This is a genomic window from Streptomyces flavofungini, from assembly GCF_014650815.1.
GTDB classification, from domain to species: Bacteria; Actinomycetota; Actinomycetes; order Streptomycetales; family Streptomycetaceae; genus Streptomyces; species Streptomyces flavofungini.
This window is the reverse complement of the sequence record NZ_BMVR01000002.1, coordinates 120,151-137,323: the sequence shown is the minus strand read 5'-3', so window position 1 is coordinate 137,323 and position 17,173 is coordinate 120,151. Positions and strand designations below refer to the sequence as shown.

Genomic DNA, 17,173 nt, shown 5'->3' with positions numbered 1-17,173 from the left:
GTCCCGGCGCGCGGATCGCCGTCACCGGATCCATCGCCACCGACCACCTCCTCACCTATCCGGGCCGGTTCGCCGAGCAGCTCATCGCCGACCGGCTCGACCGCGTCTCGCTGTCCTTCCTGGCCGACGACCTGGAGGTACGGCACGGGGGCGTGGCCGCCAACATCGCCTTCGGGCTCGGCGGCCTCGGCCTCAGGCCGCTGCTCGTGGGCGCGGCCGGGCGGGACTTCGCCGAGTACGCCGCCCGGCTGCGCGCCGCCGGAGTCGACACCTCCGGCGTGCGCGTCAGCGCCGAGCGGCACACCGCGCGCTTCGTCTGCACCACCGACCGCGACCAGAACCAGATCGCCACCTTCTACGCCGGGGCGATGGCCGAGGCCCGTGCCATCGACCTCGCCGCCCTCGTCCCGCGCCCCGACGGCCTCCTGCTCGTCCACATCGGCGCCGACGACCCCGCGGCGATGCTCCGCCACACGGCGACCTGCCGGTCGCTGGGCATCCCGTTCGCGGCGGACCCCGCCCAGCAGCTCGCCCGGCTCGACGAGACCCAGACCCGCCAACTCGTCTTCGGGGCGAGCCTGTTGTTCACCAACGCGTACGAGGCGGGGCTGCTGTGCAAGCGCACCGGCTGGACCGAGGAGGAGGTGCTCACCCGCGTCGGCGCGTGGATCACGACGCTCGGCGCGGACGGCGTGACCATCGCCCGCGCGGGCCGGGCGCCGCTGCGTCTCGCCGCCGTGCCCGCACGCCGGATCGCCGACCCGACGGGCGCGGGCGACGCCTTCCGCGCCGGGTATCTCGCGGGGGTCGCGCGGGGCTGGCCGGCCGACCGGTCGGCGCGGCTCGGCTGCGCGCTCGCCGCGCTGGCGCTCGAATCGGTGGGCACGCAGGAGTACGAGCCCTCGCGCGTGCGCGACACCGCTTACTTACCTTTTGGTGAGTACCTGACTAAATAGTAGGTACTTGTGGGGTGGTGTGCGCGGATCAACGATGGGGGCATGCCGAACGCGACGAATTCCCCGTACTCCACCGACCCCAAGACCACTCCTGTCACCGTCCTCGGCCTCGGCGCCATGGGCCAGGCCCTCGCGGGGGCCTTGCTCAAGTCCGGGCACCCGACGACCATCTGGAACCGTTCGGCGGGCAAGGGCGACGACCTGGTCGCCCGGGGCGCCACCCGCGCCGCGAGCGCCGCGGCGGCGGTGCGCGCGGGCGAGGTCGTCCTCGTGTGCGTCGTCGACTACGACGCCTCCCAGGCGATCCTGGAGCCGCTCGCCGCCGACCTCTCCGGCCGCGTCCTCGTCAACGTCACCTCGGACTCCCCGGAGCGGGCCCGCGCGGCCGCCGAGTGGGCGGCCGCGCACGAAATCGCCTATCTGGACGGCGCCGTCATGATCCCGACCGTGATGGTCGGCACCCCGGAGGCGCTGCTTTTCTACTCCGGTGACGAGGCCGCGTACCGGAAGCACGAGGAGCTGTTGAAGTCCCTCGGCGGTCAGTCCGCGTACGTCGGCGCCGACCACGGCCTCGCTGCCGTGTACGACCTGTCGATGCTCGACTTCTTCTGGACGTCGATGGCCGGTCTGGTGCACGGGTACGCCCTCGCCGCCAAGGACGGCGTCCCGGCCTCGTCGATCGCCCCTTTCCTGCAGTCCCACTTCTCGCTCCTCGCGATGCTGATCGGCGAGACGGCCAAGGACGTGGACCGGGGCGTGTACCCGGGCGAGGAGGGGAACCTCGCCATGGAGCTGGAGGGCGTCGAGCACATCCTGCACGCCGCCGAGCGCCGCGGCCTGGACGTGTCCGTGCTGCGCGGGGTGCGGGACGTGGCCAAGCGGGCGGTGGACCTGGGACACGGCGCCGACAGTTGGACGGCGACGGTCGAGGGGATCCGCAAGCCCGGCGCGTGAGCCGCGCCCCGGCTCCGGTGCCGGAGCGCTGGCCTTGACCCCGACGTCAACGCTTACCGTCGGAGCATGCGAATCGGCGAGCTCGCGGACCGGGTGGGGACGACCACCCGGACGCTGCGTTACTACGAGTCGCGCGGGCTGCTGCCCGCGCGGCGCGACGGCAACGGCTATCGCACGTACGGCGAGGACGACGTGCGCCTCCTCCAGCAGATCCGGACCCTGCAGGACTTCGGGTTCGATCTTGAAGAGACGCGGCCGTTCGTGGAGTGTCTGCGCTCCGGGCATCCGGCCGGGGACTCGTGCCCGGCGTCCGTCGCCGTCTACCGCCGCAAGGTCGGTGAACTCGACGCGCTGATCGGCGAGTTGACTGCCGTGCGGGCGCAGGTCGGCGCGCAGTTGGCGCGGGCCGAGGAGGCGATGGCGGGGCTCGCCGCCGACGCGGACGCAGCGGGGGCTCCGGCTCCCCGGTGCGAGCTGGGTGAGGCAAGTGACGTGAGCGAGGCGAGGGGATGAGCGGGATGAGCGGTGTGATGGCCGAGGGTGTCGCCGAGGTGTCCGACGCGGACTTCGGGTTCGAGGTGCTGTCCGGGGACCGGCCGGTCCTGGTGGAGTTCACGGCGGAGTGGTGCGGGCCGTGTCGGCAGCTCGCGCCGGTGCTGAGCGAGATCGCCCGGGAGGAGGCGGACCGACTGAAGGTGGTGCAGCTCGACGTGGACCGCAATCCGGAGACGACGGTGGCGTACGGCGTCCTGTCCATGCCGACGCTGATGGTGTTCCGGGGCGGCGAGCCGGTGTGGCAGGTGGTGGGGGCGCGGGCGAAGCGGAAGCTGGTGGGGGAGCTGGCGGCCGCGGGCGTCCTGTAGCCGCCCCGCGGTCAGTGCGGTGCGGTGCATGAGAAAAGCCCCGGAGGAATTGACGTCCGGGGCTTTTCTCTGCGTATATTGGATTCTTTCGCGAAGCCCTGCCTATTTGCCTGCAGCTCTGCATGCGGGGGCAACGCGGGAATCTGTATAAGAGCACTGTAACTGGCGAGGGGCTGAATTGTCAACCGAGGAATTGCGGGAAGAGCAGCAATTCGTCTCCGGGCTGTACGCGCGCCTCGACGCGCTGCGCGAGGAGGCCGAGTCCGCCGTACAGGCGTCATTGGCGCAGGTGGGCAACGGGTCGCAGGCGCGTCTGGAGCGCGATGTCATGGTGGCCGAGCAGTCCGGGCTGCTCGCCGCCTTCGACACGGGCGAGAACGGGCTCTGCTTCGGGCGCCTCGAATTCCGGGACGGCCGTGATCATCACATCGGGCGCATCGGAATCCGCGCGTCCGACATCGAGCGCACCCCTTTGGTCATCGACTGGCGTGCGGAGGTGGCGCGGCCCTTCTACCTCGCCACCGGGCACACCCCGATGGGCCTGCGGCGGCGCCGTCACATCACCAGCGAGGGCCGTCGGGTCACGGCCCTGCACGACGAGATCCTCGACCTCACCGACACCACCCGCACCGGGCACGAGGCCGCCGACGCCGACGAGGTGCTGCTCGCCGCGCTCGACTCCGCGCGCACCGGCCGCATGCACGACATCGTGCAGACCATCCAGGCCGAGCAGGACCGGGTGATCCGCGCCCCGCACCAGGGGGTGCTCGTCGTCGAAGGCGGGCCCGGCACCGGCAAGACCGTCGTCGCGCTGCACCGCGCGGCGTTCCTCCTGTACGCGCACCGGGAGCTGCTCGCCAAGCGGGCCGTCCTCGTCGTCGGGCCGAACCCGGCGTTCCTCGGCTACATCGGCGAGGTGCTGCCCGCGCTCGGCGAGACGGGGGTGCTGCTCGCCACCATCGGCGAACTGTTCCCCGGGGTCACCGCGACCGGCGCGGAGACGCCCGCGGCGGCGCGGGTCAAGGGCCGGGTCGAGATGGCCGACGTGCTCGCGCGGGCGCTCCGGGACCGGCAGCAACTGCCCGAACCCGGGGCGCCGTTGATCGTCGAGCACGACGACGGCGAGCTGATCCTGGACTGGGAGATCGCCTACGAGGCGCGGGACGCCGCCCGCGCGGCGGACCTGCCGCACAACCTCGCGCGGCCCACGTTCGCCTTCCACGTCATCGACGCGCTCACCCGGCAGCTCGCCGAGCGCATCGGCCACGACCCGTACGGCGGGCCCAACTTCCTCGGCCCCGACGACATCGCCCAGCTCGGCAAGGCCGTCGCCGTCAGCGCCGAGGTGCACGCCGCCATCGAGCAGCTGTGGCCCACGCTGACGCCGGAGCGGTTCGTCACGGAGTTCCTCGCCGAGCCCGTGCACCTCGCCGACGCGGACGCCGACGCCGTCCGGCGGGCGCCCGGCGCCGCGTGGACGTCCGCCGACGTACCGCTCCTCGACGAGGCCGCGGAGCTCCTCGGCGTCGACGACAGTGCCGAGCGCGCCCGCGCGGAGGCCCGGTGGCAGCGCGAGGTCGCGTACGCGCAGGGGGTGCTCGACGTGTCGTACGCCTCCCGCACCTACGAGTTCGAGGACAAGGAGGAGACCGACCCCGAGGGCGCCGAGGTGCTGCTCGCGCACGACATCATGGACGCCGAGCGGATGGCCGAGCGCCAGGAGGAGGCCGACCACCGCAGCGCCGCCGAGCGGGCCGCGGCCGACCGGACCTGGGCGTTCGGGCACATCATCGTCGACGAGGCGCAGGAGCTGTCCGCGATGGCCTGGCGGCTGCTGATGCGGCGCAGCCCCACGCGGTCGATGACGCTCGTGGGGGATCCGGCGCAGACCGCCGAGTCCGGGGGCGTCGGCTCCTGGCAGGACATCCTCGCGCCCTACGTCGAGGACCGCTGGGAGTATGCGCGGCTCGGCGTCAACTACCGGACGCCCGCCGAGATCATGGACCTCGCGGCGGAGGTGCCGCGGGCCGCGGGGGTGGTCGGGTTCGAGCCGCCGTCGTCCGTGCGGGCCACCGGCGTGCGGCCGTGGGCGCGGCGGGTGGACGACCTCGCCTCGGCCGTCGGCGACGTGGTGGCCGCGGAGGCGCCGGAGGGCGGGCGGCTCGCCGTCATCGCCCCGCGCGCGCTGCACGAGGAGCTGGCCGGGAAGCTCCCCGACGTCACCGCCGGCGCGGAGCCGGATCTGACGCGGGCCGTCGTGCTCATCGACCCGCGTCAGGCCAAGGGGCTCGAATTCGACTCGGTGGTGGTCGTCGAGCCTGCCTGGTACGGGACCAGCGATCTGTACGTCGCCCTGACCCGGGCTACGCAGCGGCTCGGCATCCTCACGTCGGGGGCGCTGCCGGACGCCTTGGCGTCGCTGCTCCAGCCCCGCCGCTGACGCGGCGGGCCTCTCCCACCCGCCCACCTGTTCCTGTCGGACCGGTCGCGCCCTGGAGGGGGTGGCGTCAGCAGCCGGTTCGGCGGGGTGCGGTGGGTGGGAGAGGCCGAGTGCCCGTTGTGCCTGTGGCCGGGCTTCGGGGTGGGTGGGTCAGCGGCACAGGGCCTTTTCCACGACCTTGTCCACGTGGGCCATCGCGTTCTTGTCGGTCGGCTGGATCGTCACCGCCACGTTGGCCGCGCGGCCGTCGTCGGTGGCGCCGCCGCGGGTCTCGTAGCCGGGGAAGCTGCCGCCGTGGCCCCAGTAGAGCTCGCCGGGGCGGCAGGGGAGGGGCCTGCTCACCAGGCCCAGGCCGTAGCGGGCGCCGGGGCCGAAGGTCTTGTCGGCGCCGCCGACCGTGGTGCGCATCTGGTCGAGTTGGGGCTGCTTGAGGAGGTGGCCGCCGAGGAGCTGGGAGTAGAAGCGGTTGAGGTCGGAGTTGGTGGAGACGAGCTGGCCCGCCGACCAGGTCCAGGAGGGGTCCATCTCCGTGACGTCCTGCAGCGGCGCGCCCGGCTTCTCCTGCAGGTAGCCCTTGGGGTGGGCCTCCCGGATCGTCGCGTCCCGGGGGGTGGGGAAGTAGGTGTGGCGCAGCCCGATGCGCTTGATGACGCGCCGCTGCAGCTCCTGCGCGTACGTGTGCTTGGTGACCTTCTCGATGATCATCCCGGCCAGGACGTAATTGGTGTTGCTGTACTGCCACTTGTCGCCGGGGGCGAAGTTCGCCTTGTGCTTCAGTGCGATGTCGACGAGGTCCTTGGGCTTGTAGTGCTTGAGCGGCAGGTCGTACTCGGTGTAGTTGGGCAGGCCGCTGGTCTGCTGCAGGAGGTGGCGGACCTTGATGGCGCCGCCGTCGATGCCGTCGCCGCGTACGAGACCCGGCAGATGCTTGTCGACCGGGTCGTCGAGGCGGAGCTTCCCCTCGGCGACCAGCTGCAGGACCACCACCGCCGTGAACGCCTTGGTGTTGCTGCCGACCCGCACCTGGCCGTCCCGGGGCACCTGCGCGCCGGTGGCCACGTCGCCGACCCCCGCCGTGTACGTCCGGGTGTGGCCCGCGCGGTCCTTGACGCTCGCGAGGGCGGCGGGCATGCCGTCGTCGCGCACCAGCTTGTTGAGGCCCTCCTGTACGGGGTCCGGCCCGGTGGCGGCCGTCGCCGCGGACGGTGCCAGGGCGCCCACCGTGAGGGCGCCCAGGGCCACCCCGATCGCCGCCGTCACGACCCCGCGCCGACCACTGCGCCGTCCGGACGACTGAACGTTCTGCCTTGCCTGCTCACGCACGTGCCAACTCCAAAAAAAGGGGGAGGTAAAGGGGGGAAAGAGGGACTAACTTGTGGGAACCGGCGGTGTGTTTGCCGCCGTGATCAGCATGTCCGGGTCTGGCACCTCCGGGCGATCCGGCCACCCCGCCGCCCGCAAGGGGGGCTAACCCCATGTCGCCGGACGGTGCGCTCGGCGGAGGATGGTGCCGCCGAAGTGCTGCGGTCGGCCCGCGTGGCGCCAGCGTGCCAAAGTCACGCCACGTCGCTGACCTGCGAGTTCGCTACTTCATCCAGAGTGTGACGCCGACGATGGCATCAGTGGTGCCATAAGTGGCTCGCCATGGCGCCATGGATGTGCCATGATGGCGACATGAGCAGCGCACCCCTCGGCCACACGGTCGGGGGCGCGCGTTTCGCGGAGAGAGCCGAAGGGGTCGGATCATGGAGACAGCGCAGAGCCAGGAGCAGACGGCACCCGGCGCCTTCACCGCCTTCGCCCGCTTCGTGCTCTGCGGCGGCGGGGTGGGGGTCGCCTCCAGCTTCGCCGTGGCGGCCCTCGCCTCCTGGATTCCCTGGGTCCTGGCCAACGCCCTGATCACCGTGATCTCCACGCTGCTCGCCACCGAGCTGCACGCCCGCTTCACCTTCGGCAAGGGCGGGCGCGCGACCTGGCGCCAGCACACGCAGTCGGCCGGGTCCGCGGCGGCCGCGTACGTGGTGACCAGCGTGGCGGTGCTCGTGCTGCAGCAGCTGGTGGCGTCGCCCGGCGCGATCCTGGAGCAGGCCGTCTACCTGTCCGCCTCCGCGCTCGCCGGTGTCGCCCGGTTCGTGGTGCTGCGCCTCGTCGTCTTCGCCCGGAACCGCGCGCAGGCCCCGGCCACCACCCGCGCCGCCCTGCCCGTGCCCGCCACCGTGGCCCGCACCTCGGCCCCGGCCGGCCCCGCCGTGCTCTGCACCGCCGCCTAGGACAGGCCCTGAGCCGGTCGCAGCCAGAGCGTCGCGAGCGGGGGCAGGGTCAGCCGCAGGGACGTGGGGTGGCCGTGGGACGGGGTCGTGTCCGGCTTGAGGGTGTGGGCGTTGAGGGTGTCGCTGCCGCCGTAGCGGGCGGCGTCCGTGTTGAGGACCTCCTGCCAGGCCGCGTACTCCTCCGGGACGCCGAGGCGGTAGTCCCGCCGGACCACCGGCGAGAAGTGGGACACGGCCAGCAGCGGCGCACCCTGCGCGTCGAAGCGGAGGAACGCGAACACGTTGTCCTCGGCCGCGTCCCCGTCGACCCACGCGAACCCGCCGGGGTCGGTGTCCCGCTGCCAGAGGGCGGGCACCGCGCGGTAGCGGGCGTTCAGGTCGCGGACCAGGTCGCGGACGCCCCGGTGGTCGGCCTCCGCCCCGTACGCCGGATCGAGCAGCCACCAGTCCGGGCCGTGCCCCTCCGACCACTCCGCGCCCTGCGCGAACTCCTGCCCCATGAACAGGAGTTGCTTGCCGGGGTGGGCCCACATGAAGCCCAGGTACGCGCGGTGGTCGGCCCGCTGCCGCCACCAGTCGCCCGGCATCTTCGACACCAGCGCCCGCTTGCCGTGCACCACCTCGTCGTGCGAGATCGGCAGGACGTAGTTCTCGCTGTAGGCGTACACCATCGAGAACGTCATCTCGTGGTGGTGGTGCTTGCGGTGCACCGGGTCCTTGGACATGTAGCCGAGCGAGTCGTGCATCCAGCCCATGTTCCACTTCAGGCCGAAGCCGAGGCCCCCGAAGCCGCCGGGGCCGGTGTGGTGCGTCGCCCGGGTCACGCCGTCCCAGGCCGTGGACTCCTCGGCGATGGTGACGACGCCGGGGCAGCGCCGGTAGACGGTCGCGTTCATCTCCTGGAGGAACGCCACGGCGTCCAGGTTCTCCCGGCCGCCGTGCTCGTTCGGCGACCACTCGCCGTGCTCGCGCGAGTAGTCGAGGTAGAGCATCGAGGCGACCGCGTCCACGCGCAGGCCGTCGATGTGGAACTCCTCGCACCAGTACGTGGCGTTGGCGACCAGGAAGTTGCGCACCTCCTTGCGGCCGTAGTCGAACTCGAGCGTCCCCCAGTCGGGGTGCGCCGCCCGCGCCGGATCCTCGTGCTCGTACAGCGGCCGCCCGTCGAACTCGGCGAGCGCCCAGTCGTCGCGCGGGAAGTGCGCGGGCACCCAGTCCATGAGCACGCCGATCCCGGCCCGGTGCAGCGCGTCGACGAGGTGCTTGAAGTCGTCGGGCGTGCCGAGGCGCGCGGTCGGCGCGTAGAAGCCGGTGACCTGGTAGCCCCAGGAGCCGCCGAAGGGGTGCTCGGCGACCGGCATCAGCTCCACGTGCGTGAAGCCCAGGTCGGCTATGTAGGCGGGGAGTTGATCGGCCAGCTGGCGGTACGTGAGGCCGGGCCGCCACGACGGCAGGTGCACCTCGTACACCGAGAGCGGCGCCTCGTGCACGGGTGTCGCACCGCGCCGCCGCAGCCACTCCTCGTCCCCCCACACGTACGCCGACTCGTCGACCACGGAGGAGTTCGCGGGCGGCACCTCCGTGCGGCGCGCCAGCGGGTCCGCGCGGAACGTCATGCCGCCGTCCGGCCGCGTGATCTGGAACTTGTACAGCTCACCCACGTCGAGGCCCGGCACGAACAGCTCCCACACCCCGCTGCCGCCGAGCGACCGCATCGGGAAGCCCACGCCGTCCCAGAAGTTGAAGTTCCCCACCACCCGCACGCCCCGGGCGTTCGGGGCCCACACCGTGAAGCGGGTGCCGCGCACGCCCTGGTGCGTCATCGGCCGCGCCCCGAGCGCGTCCCACAGCCGCTCGTGCCGCCCCTCACCGAGCAGATGCAGATCGAACTCACCGAGCGCGGGCAGGAACCCGTACGCGTCCGGGATCTCCCACTCCGCCTCGTCGTACGCCACGTGCAGCCGATACGCCTCGGGTACGGCCCGCAGCGGCACCACGGCCGAGAAGAACCCGTCCCCGTCGTCGAGCAGTTCGGCCCGCAGGTCCCCGACGACGACGGCCACGGCACGGGCGTACGGCCGCAGCGCGCGGAACGCCACCCCGTCGGCGGTGAGGTGCGCGCCGAGCACGGCGTGCGGGTCGTGGTGGGTTCCGGCGAGCAGCTGGGTGCGGTCGGCGTCGGGGACGGGAGCGGACGCGGCCGTCCGCGTGGCCTTGCCGCTGTTCGCGGGCACGGCCGCCCCGGCCGTCCTGGCGGACTTCCGCGCCGTCTTCTTGGCGGCCGTTCGGGCCGTCTTCCTGGTCTTCGCCTTGCCCGTCGTCTTGCCCGTCCCGGCCGTGCCGGCTGACGTGGCCGCCTCCGGGGTCCTCGTCGGCCGCGCCGGATCCGGCTGCGGGGCGGTGCTCTCGGGCTCGCGTTCGGGCTGGTCCGACGGGGTGCGGGAGGTGGGGCGGCGGGTCACGGGGGTGGCCTCCTGTCGGCGGGCGAGGGGTGCGCGGCGGGGCGGGGCGGAGGGAGGTTCGGCGTGGTCAGAGGGGTGCGTCGGTGCCGGGGTCGGTGGCTTCCTCGCGGGTCGAGCCCGTGGCCAGGCGGTCCAGGGCGGCCAGGGGTACCGGAAGCCAGTCCGGGCGGTGGCGGGCTTCGTACACGGCTTCGTAGACGGCCTTGTCCGTCTCGTGGGCGCGCAGGAGCACGGGGGAGGTGCGGGGGTCGCGGCCGGAGACGTCGGCGTAGCCGGAGCAGTACGCGGCGCGGCAGGTGTCGGCCCACTCGGGGGTCCAGGGGTGGTTGCTGCGGGCGGCGTAGTCGAAGGAGCGGAGCATGCCCGCGACGTCGCGGGCGGGCGGCTGGGGCATGCGACGCTCGGCGAGCGGGCGCGCGGGCTCGCCCTCGAAGTCGATGAGGGACCAGGTGCCGGACGGCGCCCGCAGGCACTGGCCCAGGTGCAGATCGCCGTGCACGCGCTGGGCCATGAGCTGCGTCTCGCCCTCGGCGGCGAGGTCGGCGAGGGCGTCGTAGGCGGTGCGCAGCGCGGGCGCGTAGGGGCGCAGCGCGGGCACGGCCCGGACCGCGGCCCGCAGGCGCTCCGTCATGCCCCGCGCGAGCAGCTCGACCTGCGCGCGGCCGAGCGTCACCGTGGGCAGGGCCGCGGCGAGGGCGGCGTGCACCTCGGCGGTGGCGCGGCCGAGCGCGCGGGCCTCGGCGCTGAAGTCCGTGCCCTTGGCGAGGCTTTGGAGGGCCAGCTCCCAGCCGTCCTTCGCCCCGGCCACGTACGGCTGGAGGACCCCGAGGACCAGCGGTTCGTCGGCGCCGTCGGCCGTCAGCCACGCGGCGGGCGGCGGCACCCGGCGGCAGCCCTGCGCGGCGAGGGCGAGCGGCAGTTCCAGGTCGGGGTTGACGCCGGGCACCACCCGCCGGAACAGCTTCAGGATGAACGTATCTCCGTAGACGAGTGAGGAGTTGGACTGCTCCACGCCGAGCGCGCGGGGCACGAGGCCGGGCGGTATGTCGATGCCGTGCGCGTTCCCGGCGGCGGGCGCTCCCGCGGAGCCCCGCGAATCCAGCGAGCCGGGGCCGTCGGGGGAGCCGGGGGAGTCCTGGCCGCCCCCGGCCCCCCGGGCCCGCAGGAACCGCAGCACCCCGAGCCGCCCCGGCAGCCGCAGCCGTTCCAGGAGCAGCGCCGCGAGACGCGGGTCGTACAGCGCCTCGTAGACCGTACGCCCGGCGAGCGCGCCGCCGGTCACGTGGCCGATGAGGGCGGGGGCGAGCCGGGGCGGGAGTTCGGTGCGGATGCCGAGCAGCAACTGGTAGCAGTCGGCGGGGAGTTCGTGGTCGGCCGTCGGAGCGGACCCCGGCAGGGGCTGGCGTACGCGGATCAGCAGGTGCAGCAGTCCCTGCTCGGCGCCCGGCGGCAGGAGTTCGGTCGCCGCCACCAGGTCGAAGCCCGCGACGGGGCGGCCCTTGCCCGCGAACCACCGCTGGCGCGGCAGCCAGCCGCGCAGCAGCGGATCGAGGGACGCGAGGAGCGCGCCGGGGTCGGCACTGGGGCGGGTGGCGGCTTCCGACATGATGTCCCGTCCTTTCCGCGCCGCGGACAAGTCAGGTACCGAGGGAGGTGCCGAGCAGGAACGTGCCGTGCGGGGGAGATGCCGAACCGGGAACAGGCCGTGCGGAGGAGCGTGCCGTGCGGTGGAACGTGCCGTGGACGAGTGCCCCGTGCGGGGTGGGTCACGCCGGGAGAGGCCGACTCACGCCGCCCGTAACGGCGACCTTACGCCGAGTCGTCGCGCAGCCGGAACCAGTAGAACCCGTGCCCCGCGAGTGTCAGCAGGTACGGCAGTTCACCGATGGCCGGAAAGCGCACTCCGCCGATGAGTTCGACGGGGTGGCGGCCGTTGAAGGCCTGCAGGTCGAGCTCGGTGGGCTGGGCGAAGCGGGAGAAGTTGTGCACGCACAGCACCAGGTCGTCGCCGTCCTCACCGGTGGAGGGCGCCTCGCGCAGGAAGGCGAGCACCGCCGGGTTGGACGAGGGGAGTTCGGTGTACGAGCCGAGGCCGAAGGCCGGGTTCTGCTTGCGGATCTCGATCATCCGGCGGGTCCAGTGCAGGAGCGACGCCGGGGACGACATGGACGCCTCGACGTTGGTGACCTGGTAGCCGTACACCGGATCCATGATCGTGGGCAGATAGAGGCGGCCCGGATCGCAGGAGGAGAAGCCCGCGTTGCGGTCGGGCGTCCACTGCATGGGGGTGCGCACCGCGTCGCGGTCGCCGAGCCAGATGTTGTCGCCCATGCCGATCTCGTCGCCGTAGTACAGGATCGGTGATCCAGGCAGCGACAGGAGCAGGGCGGTGAACAGCTCGATCTGGTTGCGGTCGTTGTCGAGGAGCGGGGCCAGGCGGCGGCGGATGCCGATATTGGCGCGCATGCGCGGGTCCTTGGCGTACTCCGCGTACATGTAGTCGCGCTCTTCGTCCGTGACCATTTCCAGGGTCAGCTCGTCGTGGTTGCGCAGGAAGATGCCCCACTGGCAGCCGGACGGGATGGCCGGGGTCTTGGCGAGGATCTCCGAGACCGGATAGCGGGACTCGCGCCGCACCGCCATGAAGATCCGGGGCATCACCGGGAAGTGGAACGCCATGTGGCACTCGTCGCCGCCGTGCGCGAAGTCACCGAAGTAGTCGACGACGTCCTCGGGCCACTGGTTGGCCTCGGCGAGCAGCACTGTGTCGGGGTAGTGCGCGTCGATCTCCGCGCGGACCCGCTTGAGCAGGTGGTGGGTGCGCGGCAGGTTCTCGCAGTTGGTGCCCTCCTCCGCGTACAGGTAGGGCACGGCGTCCAGGCGGAAGCCGTCGATGCCGAGGTCGAGCCAGAAGCGCAGGGCCGAGACGATCTCCTCCTGGACGGCCGGGTTCTCGAAGTTGAGGTCCGGCTGGTGGGAGAAGAAGCGGTGCCAGTAGTACTGCTTGCGGACCGGGTCGAAGGTCCAGTTGGAGGCCTCGGTGTCGACGAAGATGATGCGGGCGTCCTGGTACTGCTTGTCGTCGTCCGCCCAGACGTAGTAGTCGCCGTAGGGGCCCTCGGGGTCGGAGCGCGAGGCCTGGAACCACGGGTGCTGGTCGCTGGTGTGGTTCATCACGAAGTCGATGATCACGCGCATGCCGCGCTGGTGCGCGCAGTCCACGAACTCCACGAAGTCCGCGAGGTCCCCGAACTCGGGAAGCACCGCCGTGTAGTCGGAGACGTCGTAACCGCCGTCGCGCAGCGGCGACTTGAAGAACGGCGGCAGCCACAGGCAGTCCACGCCCAGCCACTGCAGGTAGTCCAGCTTGGCGGTGAGGCCCTTGAGGTCCCCGATGCCGTCGCCGTTGCTGTCCTGGAAGGAGCGGACCAGGACCTCGTAGAAGACGGCGCGTTTGAACCAGTCGGGGTCGCGGTCCTTGGTGGGCGTGTCCTCGAAGGTGTCCTGGACGGGCTCGTTGAAGATCATGGTGTGGGTGACCCTCCGATCAGCGGTGAGGACGGTCGCAGGACGAGTACGTGCGCGGGCGCCCGGCCCGGGTCGAGGCGCACGTAGTTGTTCCTGCCCCAGTGGTAGGTCTCGCCGGTGAGCTCGTCGCGCACCGGCACGGACTCGTGCCATGGGAGCCCGAGCTGCGGCATGTTCAACGAGACGGTAGCTTCCTGGGTGTGGTGGGGGTCGAGGTTGACGACCACCAGAACCGTGTTCGAACCGCCGGGGACCGCCGCCGACTTGGAGTAGGCGAGCACCGAGTCGTTGTCGGTGTCGTGGAAGTGCAGGTCGCGGAGGGTGGCGAGGGCCCGGTTGGCGCGCCGGACCCGGTTCAGCGTGGCGATCAGGGGCGCGATGGTGGTGCCCGCGCGCTCGGCGGCCGCCCAGTCGCGCGGGCGCAGTTGGTACTTCTCCGAGTCCAGGTACTCCTCGCTGCCGGGGCGCGCGGGGGTGTTCTCGCACAGCTCGAAGCCGCTGTACACGCCCCAGGTGGGCGAGAGCGTCGCGGCCAGCACCGCGCGCGCCTCGAACGCGGGCCGCCCGCCGTCCTGCAGGTAGGCGTGCAGGATGTCCGGGGTGTTCACGAAGAAGTTGGGCCGCAGATAGTGCGCGGTCTCACCGGACAACTCCCGCAGATAGTCGGTGAGTTCGTCCTTCGTGTTGCGCCAGGTGAAGTACGTGTACGACTGGTGGAAGCCGATCGCCGCCAGGGTGCGCAGCATCGCGGGGCGGGTGAAGGCCTCCGCGAGGAACAGCACGTCTGGGTCGGTGTGATGGATCTCGGCGAGCACCTCCTCCCAGAACACGACGGGTTTGGTGTGCGGGTTGTCGACGCGGAAGACCCGCACGCCGTGGCCGATCCAGAACCGCAGCAGCCGGACCGTCTCGGCCACCAGGCCCGGCAGGTCCCGGTCGAAGGCCAGCGGGTAGATGTCCTGGTACTTCTTCGGCGGGTTCTCCGCGTACGCGATGGTGCCGTCGGCGCGGTGGGCGAACCAGTCCGGGTGCTTGTCCACCCAGGGGTGGTCCGGCGAGCACTGCAGCGCGAAGTCCAGGGCCACCTCCAGGCCGAGCCGTCCCGCCTCGCGCACGAACGCGTCGAAGTCGTCCAGGGTGCCGAGGTCCGGGTGGACGGCGTCGTGGCCGCCCTCCGGCGAGCCGATGGCCCAGGGCACGCCGACGTCGTGGGGGCCGGCCGACAGGGAGTTGCCCGGGCCCTTGCGGAAGGTGGAGCCGATGGGGTGGATCGGCGGCAGGTACACGATGTCGAAGCCCATGTCCGCGATGGCGGGCAGGCGTCCGGCGGCCGTGCGGAAGGTGCCGGTGACCGGCGGGGCGCCCTCGCGCACCACGGCACCCTCCGAGCGCGGGAAGAACTCGTACCAGGCCCCGAAGAGCGCCCGCTCGCGGTCCACCCGCAGCGGGAACTCCGCGCTGGCGGTGAGGAGTTCGCGCAGCGGATGGCGGGCCAGGACCGCGTCGACCTCGGGGGTGAAGGCGGCGGCGAGTCTCGCGGCGGGCTGGCGGGTGCGGTCGCGCAAGGCCTCGGCCGCGGCGAGCAGGACGGCGGCGGGGGACGGGGCGCGGGCCGTGGCGGGGGCGGGGGTGTGGGACGCGTCCACGGCCGCGGGGGTCGCGGGCACGGGTGCGGCGGCCGGAGGTACGGGGATCTCCGCCGCCGCCCGTTCGTACAGCCGGGCGCCCTCCTCCAGGACCAGTTCGGTGTCGATGCCCGCGGGTATCTTGATCCCCGCGTGCTGCCGCCAGGTCGTCACCGGGTCGCCCCACGCCTCTACGGCGAAGGTCCACTCGCCCGCCCGGTCGGGCGTGACCCGCGCGCCCCACCGGTCGGTGCCCGGCGCCAGCTCCCGCATCGGCGTCCAGGGACCCGGATGCCCCGCTGGGTCCCGCAGCACGACATTGCCGCCGACCGCGTCGTGCCCTTCGCGGAAGAGGGTGGCGGTGACCTGGAACGTCTCGCCGACGACGGCTTTGGCGGGGGCGCGCCCGCCGTGCACGACCGGGGCCACGTCCAGGACGGGGACCCGTCCGGTGCGGGGTCGGATGACGAACTCCCTGGGGGCCTTACGGGGTTGAGGCATGACCGCTCCTGTTCCGCGTGCGAGTGGGCGGAGATGAGTCGTGGAGGGGTTCCGCTGCGCACACGTACGAGGCCCGCTTCAGGCGCGTGCGTGTGCGTACCGGAGGAGCCTTCCCACGCTTCTCGGGTGGGCAATCCGGCGCCTTGTTAACTACTCGCGCGTAACGGCACGCACAAGACCAACTGCTCCCCGAACGCGGTCCGGCAGGCACGGGACCGGCCCCGCCCGGAGGGACGGAGCCGGTCCCGACCACAGCGCGCCACCGGCGCTGACCACCGCCTACAACCCGCTCACCTGCAATAACCTGTTCGGTGAGCCGGCCCCGGGACCGGTGACCCGGCCCTTGACGGAGCGTGCGAGCAGCGCCTTGGCGACGTCGGCGGGCCGCGCCGACGGATGGCCGGACAGATACAGCGCGGCCGCGCCCGCGACGTGCGGCGCCGCCATCGACGTACCCGACGAGAGGGTGGTCGCGGTGTCGTTCCTGATCGACGCGGACCGGATGGCCACGCCGGGCGCGAACAGGTCCAGGCCCGCGCCCCGGTTGGAGAACGCGGCGCGGGCGTCCCGGCGGTCGGTGGCGCCGACCGTCAGGGCCTGCTTGACGCGAGCGGGCGAGGAACGGCTCACGGGCTCGTTCTTGTTGCCCGCCGCCACCGCGTACGTCACGCCCTTCGCGAGGGACGCGCGGACGGCCGCGTCGAGCTGGGCGTTGGGCGGGCCGCCGAGGCTCAGGTTGGCGACGGCGGGCTTGTGGGCGTGCCGGGTCACCCAGTCGATGCCCGCGAGGACCTGGGCGAGGGTGCCGGAGCCCTCGTCGTCGAGCACCCGCACGGCCACGATCTTCGCCTTCTTCGCGACGCCGTACTTGGTGCCCGCGACGGTCGCGGCCACGTGCGTGCCGTGGCCGTTGCCGTCCTGCGCGACCCCGTCGTTCTGCACGAAGTCCCGGCCGGAGCGGGCGCGCCCGCCGAAGTCGCGGTGCGAGGTGCGGACGCCGGTGTCGATGACGTACACCGTGACACCCGCGCCCGCCCGCGTCGGCGCCGTGTACGACTTGTCGAGCGGCAACTTCTTCTGGTCGATGCGGTCGAGGCCCCACGACGGCGGGTTCCGCTGCCGTGCGCCGGTGCGCACGCGGGTGTCCGGGGTGACGGCGGCGACCGCCGGGTCGGCGGCCAGACGGGCCGCCCCGGCGGCGTCCGCCCGCACGGCGAAGCCGTTGAGCGCCGCGCTGTACGTGCGGTCGATGCTCGCCCCGTACCGCTCGGCGAGGTCGCGGCCCGCGACCGACGCGGCGTGCGTGCCCGGTGCGAGCGTCACGATGTAGCCGCGGCGGGCCTCCCCGGGCCCGGCGGACGTGCCGTCCGCGGCGGGTGCGCCGTGTGCGGCGGTCGGGACGATCGAGAGCGCGGCGGCGGTGACGGCCGCCGCCAGAACTCCTGTGAGGCGTAGGTGTCTTGCTCGTGGTTCAGCCATGACTGGATTCCCTCCCCTGGGACCGACGGCAGCCTCCGCCGACGTGCGCGCGCGTCCGCGGGCACGGTGCTCGGCGGCGTCGTCCCCCGCAGCGT

At 72.7% G+C, this 17,173-nt stretch carries 12 protein-coding genes; 6 read left to right on the top strand and 6 right to left on the bottom strand.

Annotation, left to right across the window (positions count from 1 at the left end; all coding sequences use genetic code 11):
* Positions 1 to 14: 14 nt before the first annotated feature.
* The 5 genes from IE274_RS04395 to IE274_RS04375 all read left to right on the top strand — a co-directional run bounded on the left by IE274_RS04395 (position 15) and on the right by IE274_RS04375 (position 5,213).
* Positions 15 to 956 carry a carbohydrate kinase family protein gene (locus IE274_RS04395; protein ID WP_190114721.1) on the top strand — a complete coding sequence of 314 codons (942 nt, stop codon included), beginning with the start codon at positions 15 to 17 and terminating at the stop codon, positions 954 to 956.
* A 42-nt stretch (positions 957 to 998) separates the two neighbouring features.
* Complete coding sequence (locus IE274_RS04390) at positions 999 to 1,910, top strand: NAD(P)-dependent oxidoreductase (RefSeq protein WP_190114242.1); 912 nt, start codon at positions 999 to 1,001, stop codon at positions 1,908 to 1,910.
* Positions 1,911 to 1,976: 66 nt separating this feature from the next.
* Positions 1,977 to 2,423 (top strand): MerR family transcriptional regulator, encoded by a 447-nt coding sequence (locus tag IE274_RS04385; protein WP_190114241.1) that lies wholly within the window; start codon positions 1,977 to 1,979, stop codon positions 2,421 to 2,423.
* Between the two features lie 5 nt (positions 2,424 to 2,428).
* Positions 2,429 to 2,773, top strand: a complete 345-nt coding sequence (gene trxA / locus IE274_RS04380) for a thioredoxin (protein ID WP_190114240.1) — start codon at positions 2,429 to 2,431, stop codon at positions 2,771 to 2,773.
* A 178-nt stretch (positions 2,774 to 2,951) separates the two neighbouring features.
* On the top strand, positions 2,952 to 5,213 hold the full coding sequence (locus IE274_RS04375; RefSeq protein ID WP_190114239.1) for a HelD family protein: 2,262 nt from the start codon (positions 2,952 to 2,954) through the stop codon (positions 5,211 to 5,213).
* A 150-nt stretch (positions 5,214 to 5,363) separates the two neighbouring features.
* On the opposite strand, the gene IE274_RS04370 is transcribed toward IE274_RS04375, so the two are convergent.
* Complete coding sequence (locus IE274_RS04370) at positions 5,364 to 6,536, bottom strand: serine hydrolase domain-containing protein (RefSeq protein WP_190114238.1); 1,173 nt, start codon at positions 6,534 to 6,536, stop codon at positions 5,364 to 5,366.
* 422 nt (positions 6,537 to 6,958) lie between these two features.
* Between IE274_RS04370 and IE274_RS04365 the strand changes: the two genes are divergently transcribed.
* On the top strand, positions 6,959 to 7,483 hold the full coding sequence (locus IE274_RS04365) for a GtrA family protein (RefSeq protein WP_190114237.1): 525 nt from the start codon (positions 6,959 to 6,961) through the stop codon (positions 7,481 to 7,483).
* On the opposite strand, the gene glgB is transcribed toward IE274_RS04365, so the two are convergent.
* The 5 genes from glgB to IE274_RS04340 all read right to left on the bottom strand — a co-directional run bounded on the left by glgB (position 7,480) and on the right by IE274_RS04340 (position 17,078).
* Complete coding sequence (gene glgB / locus IE274_RS04360) at positions 7,480 to 9,945, bottom strand: 1,4-alpha-glucan branching enzyme (protein WP_229909208.1); 2,466 nt, start codon at positions 9,943 to 9,945, stop codon at positions 7,480 to 7,482. The two genes, IE274_RS04365 and glgB, sit on opposite strands and share 4 nt — an antisense overlap.
* Positions 9,946 to 10,012: 67 nt before the next feature.
* A complete protein-coding gene (locus tag IE274_RS04355; RefSeq protein WP_190114236.1) occupies positions 10,013 to 11,551 on the bottom strand; it encodes a maltokinase N-terminal cap-like domain-containing protein in 1,539 nt (512 codons plus the stop codon).
* Positions 11,552 to 11,754: 203 nt separating this feature from the next.
* Entirely contained in the window at positions 11,755 to 13,473 is a 1,719-nt protein-coding gene (treS, locus tag IE274_RS04350; RefSeq protein WP_190114235.1) for a maltose alpha-D-glucosyltransferase, read from the bottom strand.
* Positions 13,470 to 15,599: an alpha-1,4-glucan--maltose-1-phosphate maltosyltransferase gene (locus tag IE274_RS04345; RefSeq protein ID WP_190114234.1), complete on the bottom strand. Its 2,130-nt coding sequence runs from the start codon at positions 15,597 to 15,599 to the stop codon at positions 13,470 to 13,472. Before IE274_RS04345 ends, treS begins: the two co-directional genes overlap by 4 nt.
* A gap of 279 nt (positions 15,600 to 15,878) precedes the next feature.
* Positions 15,879 to 17,078 (bottom strand): S8 family peptidase, encoded by a 1,200-nt coding sequence (locus IE274_RS04340; RefSeq protein ID WP_190114233.1) that lies wholly within the window; start codon positions 17,076 to 17,078, stop codon positions 15,879 to 15,881.
* Positions 17,079 to 17,173 lie beyond the last annotated feature (95 nt).

Excerpts from the sequence above, each read along its gene's own strand:
- IE274_RS04390 (WP_190114242.1), top strand. The coding sequence starts at position 999 with ATGCCGAACGCGACGAATTCCCCGTACTCCACCGACCCCAAGACCACT.
- IE274_RS04385 (WP_190114241.1), top strand. The coding sequence starts at position 1,977 with ATGCGAATCGGCGAGCTCGCGGACCGGGTGGGGACGACCACCCGGACG.
- trxA (WP_190114240.1), top strand. The coding sequence starts at position 2,429 with ATGAGCGGTGTGATGGCCGAGGGTGTCGCCGAGGTGTCCGACGCGGAC.
- IE274_RS04365 (WP_190114237.1), top strand. The coding sequence starts at position 6,959 with ATGGAGACAGCGCAGAGCCAGGAGCAGACGGCACCCGGCGCCTTCACC.
- IE274_RS04355 (WP_190114236.1), bottom strand. The coding sequence starts at position 11,551 with ATGTCGGAAGCCGCCACCCGCCCCAGTGCCGACCCCGGCGCGCTCCTC.
- treS (WP_190114235.1), bottom strand. The coding sequence starts at position 13,473 with ATGATCTTCAACGAGCCCGTCCAGGACACCTTCGAGGACACGCCCACC.
- IE274_RS04345 (WP_190114234.1), bottom strand. The coding sequence starts at position 15,599 with ATGCCTCAACCCCGTAAGGCCCCCAGGGAGTTCGTCATCCGACCCCGC.
- IE274_RS04340 (WP_190114233.1), bottom strand. The coding sequence starts at position 17,078 with ATGGCTGAACCACGAGCAAGACACCTACGCCTCACAGGAGTTCTGGCG.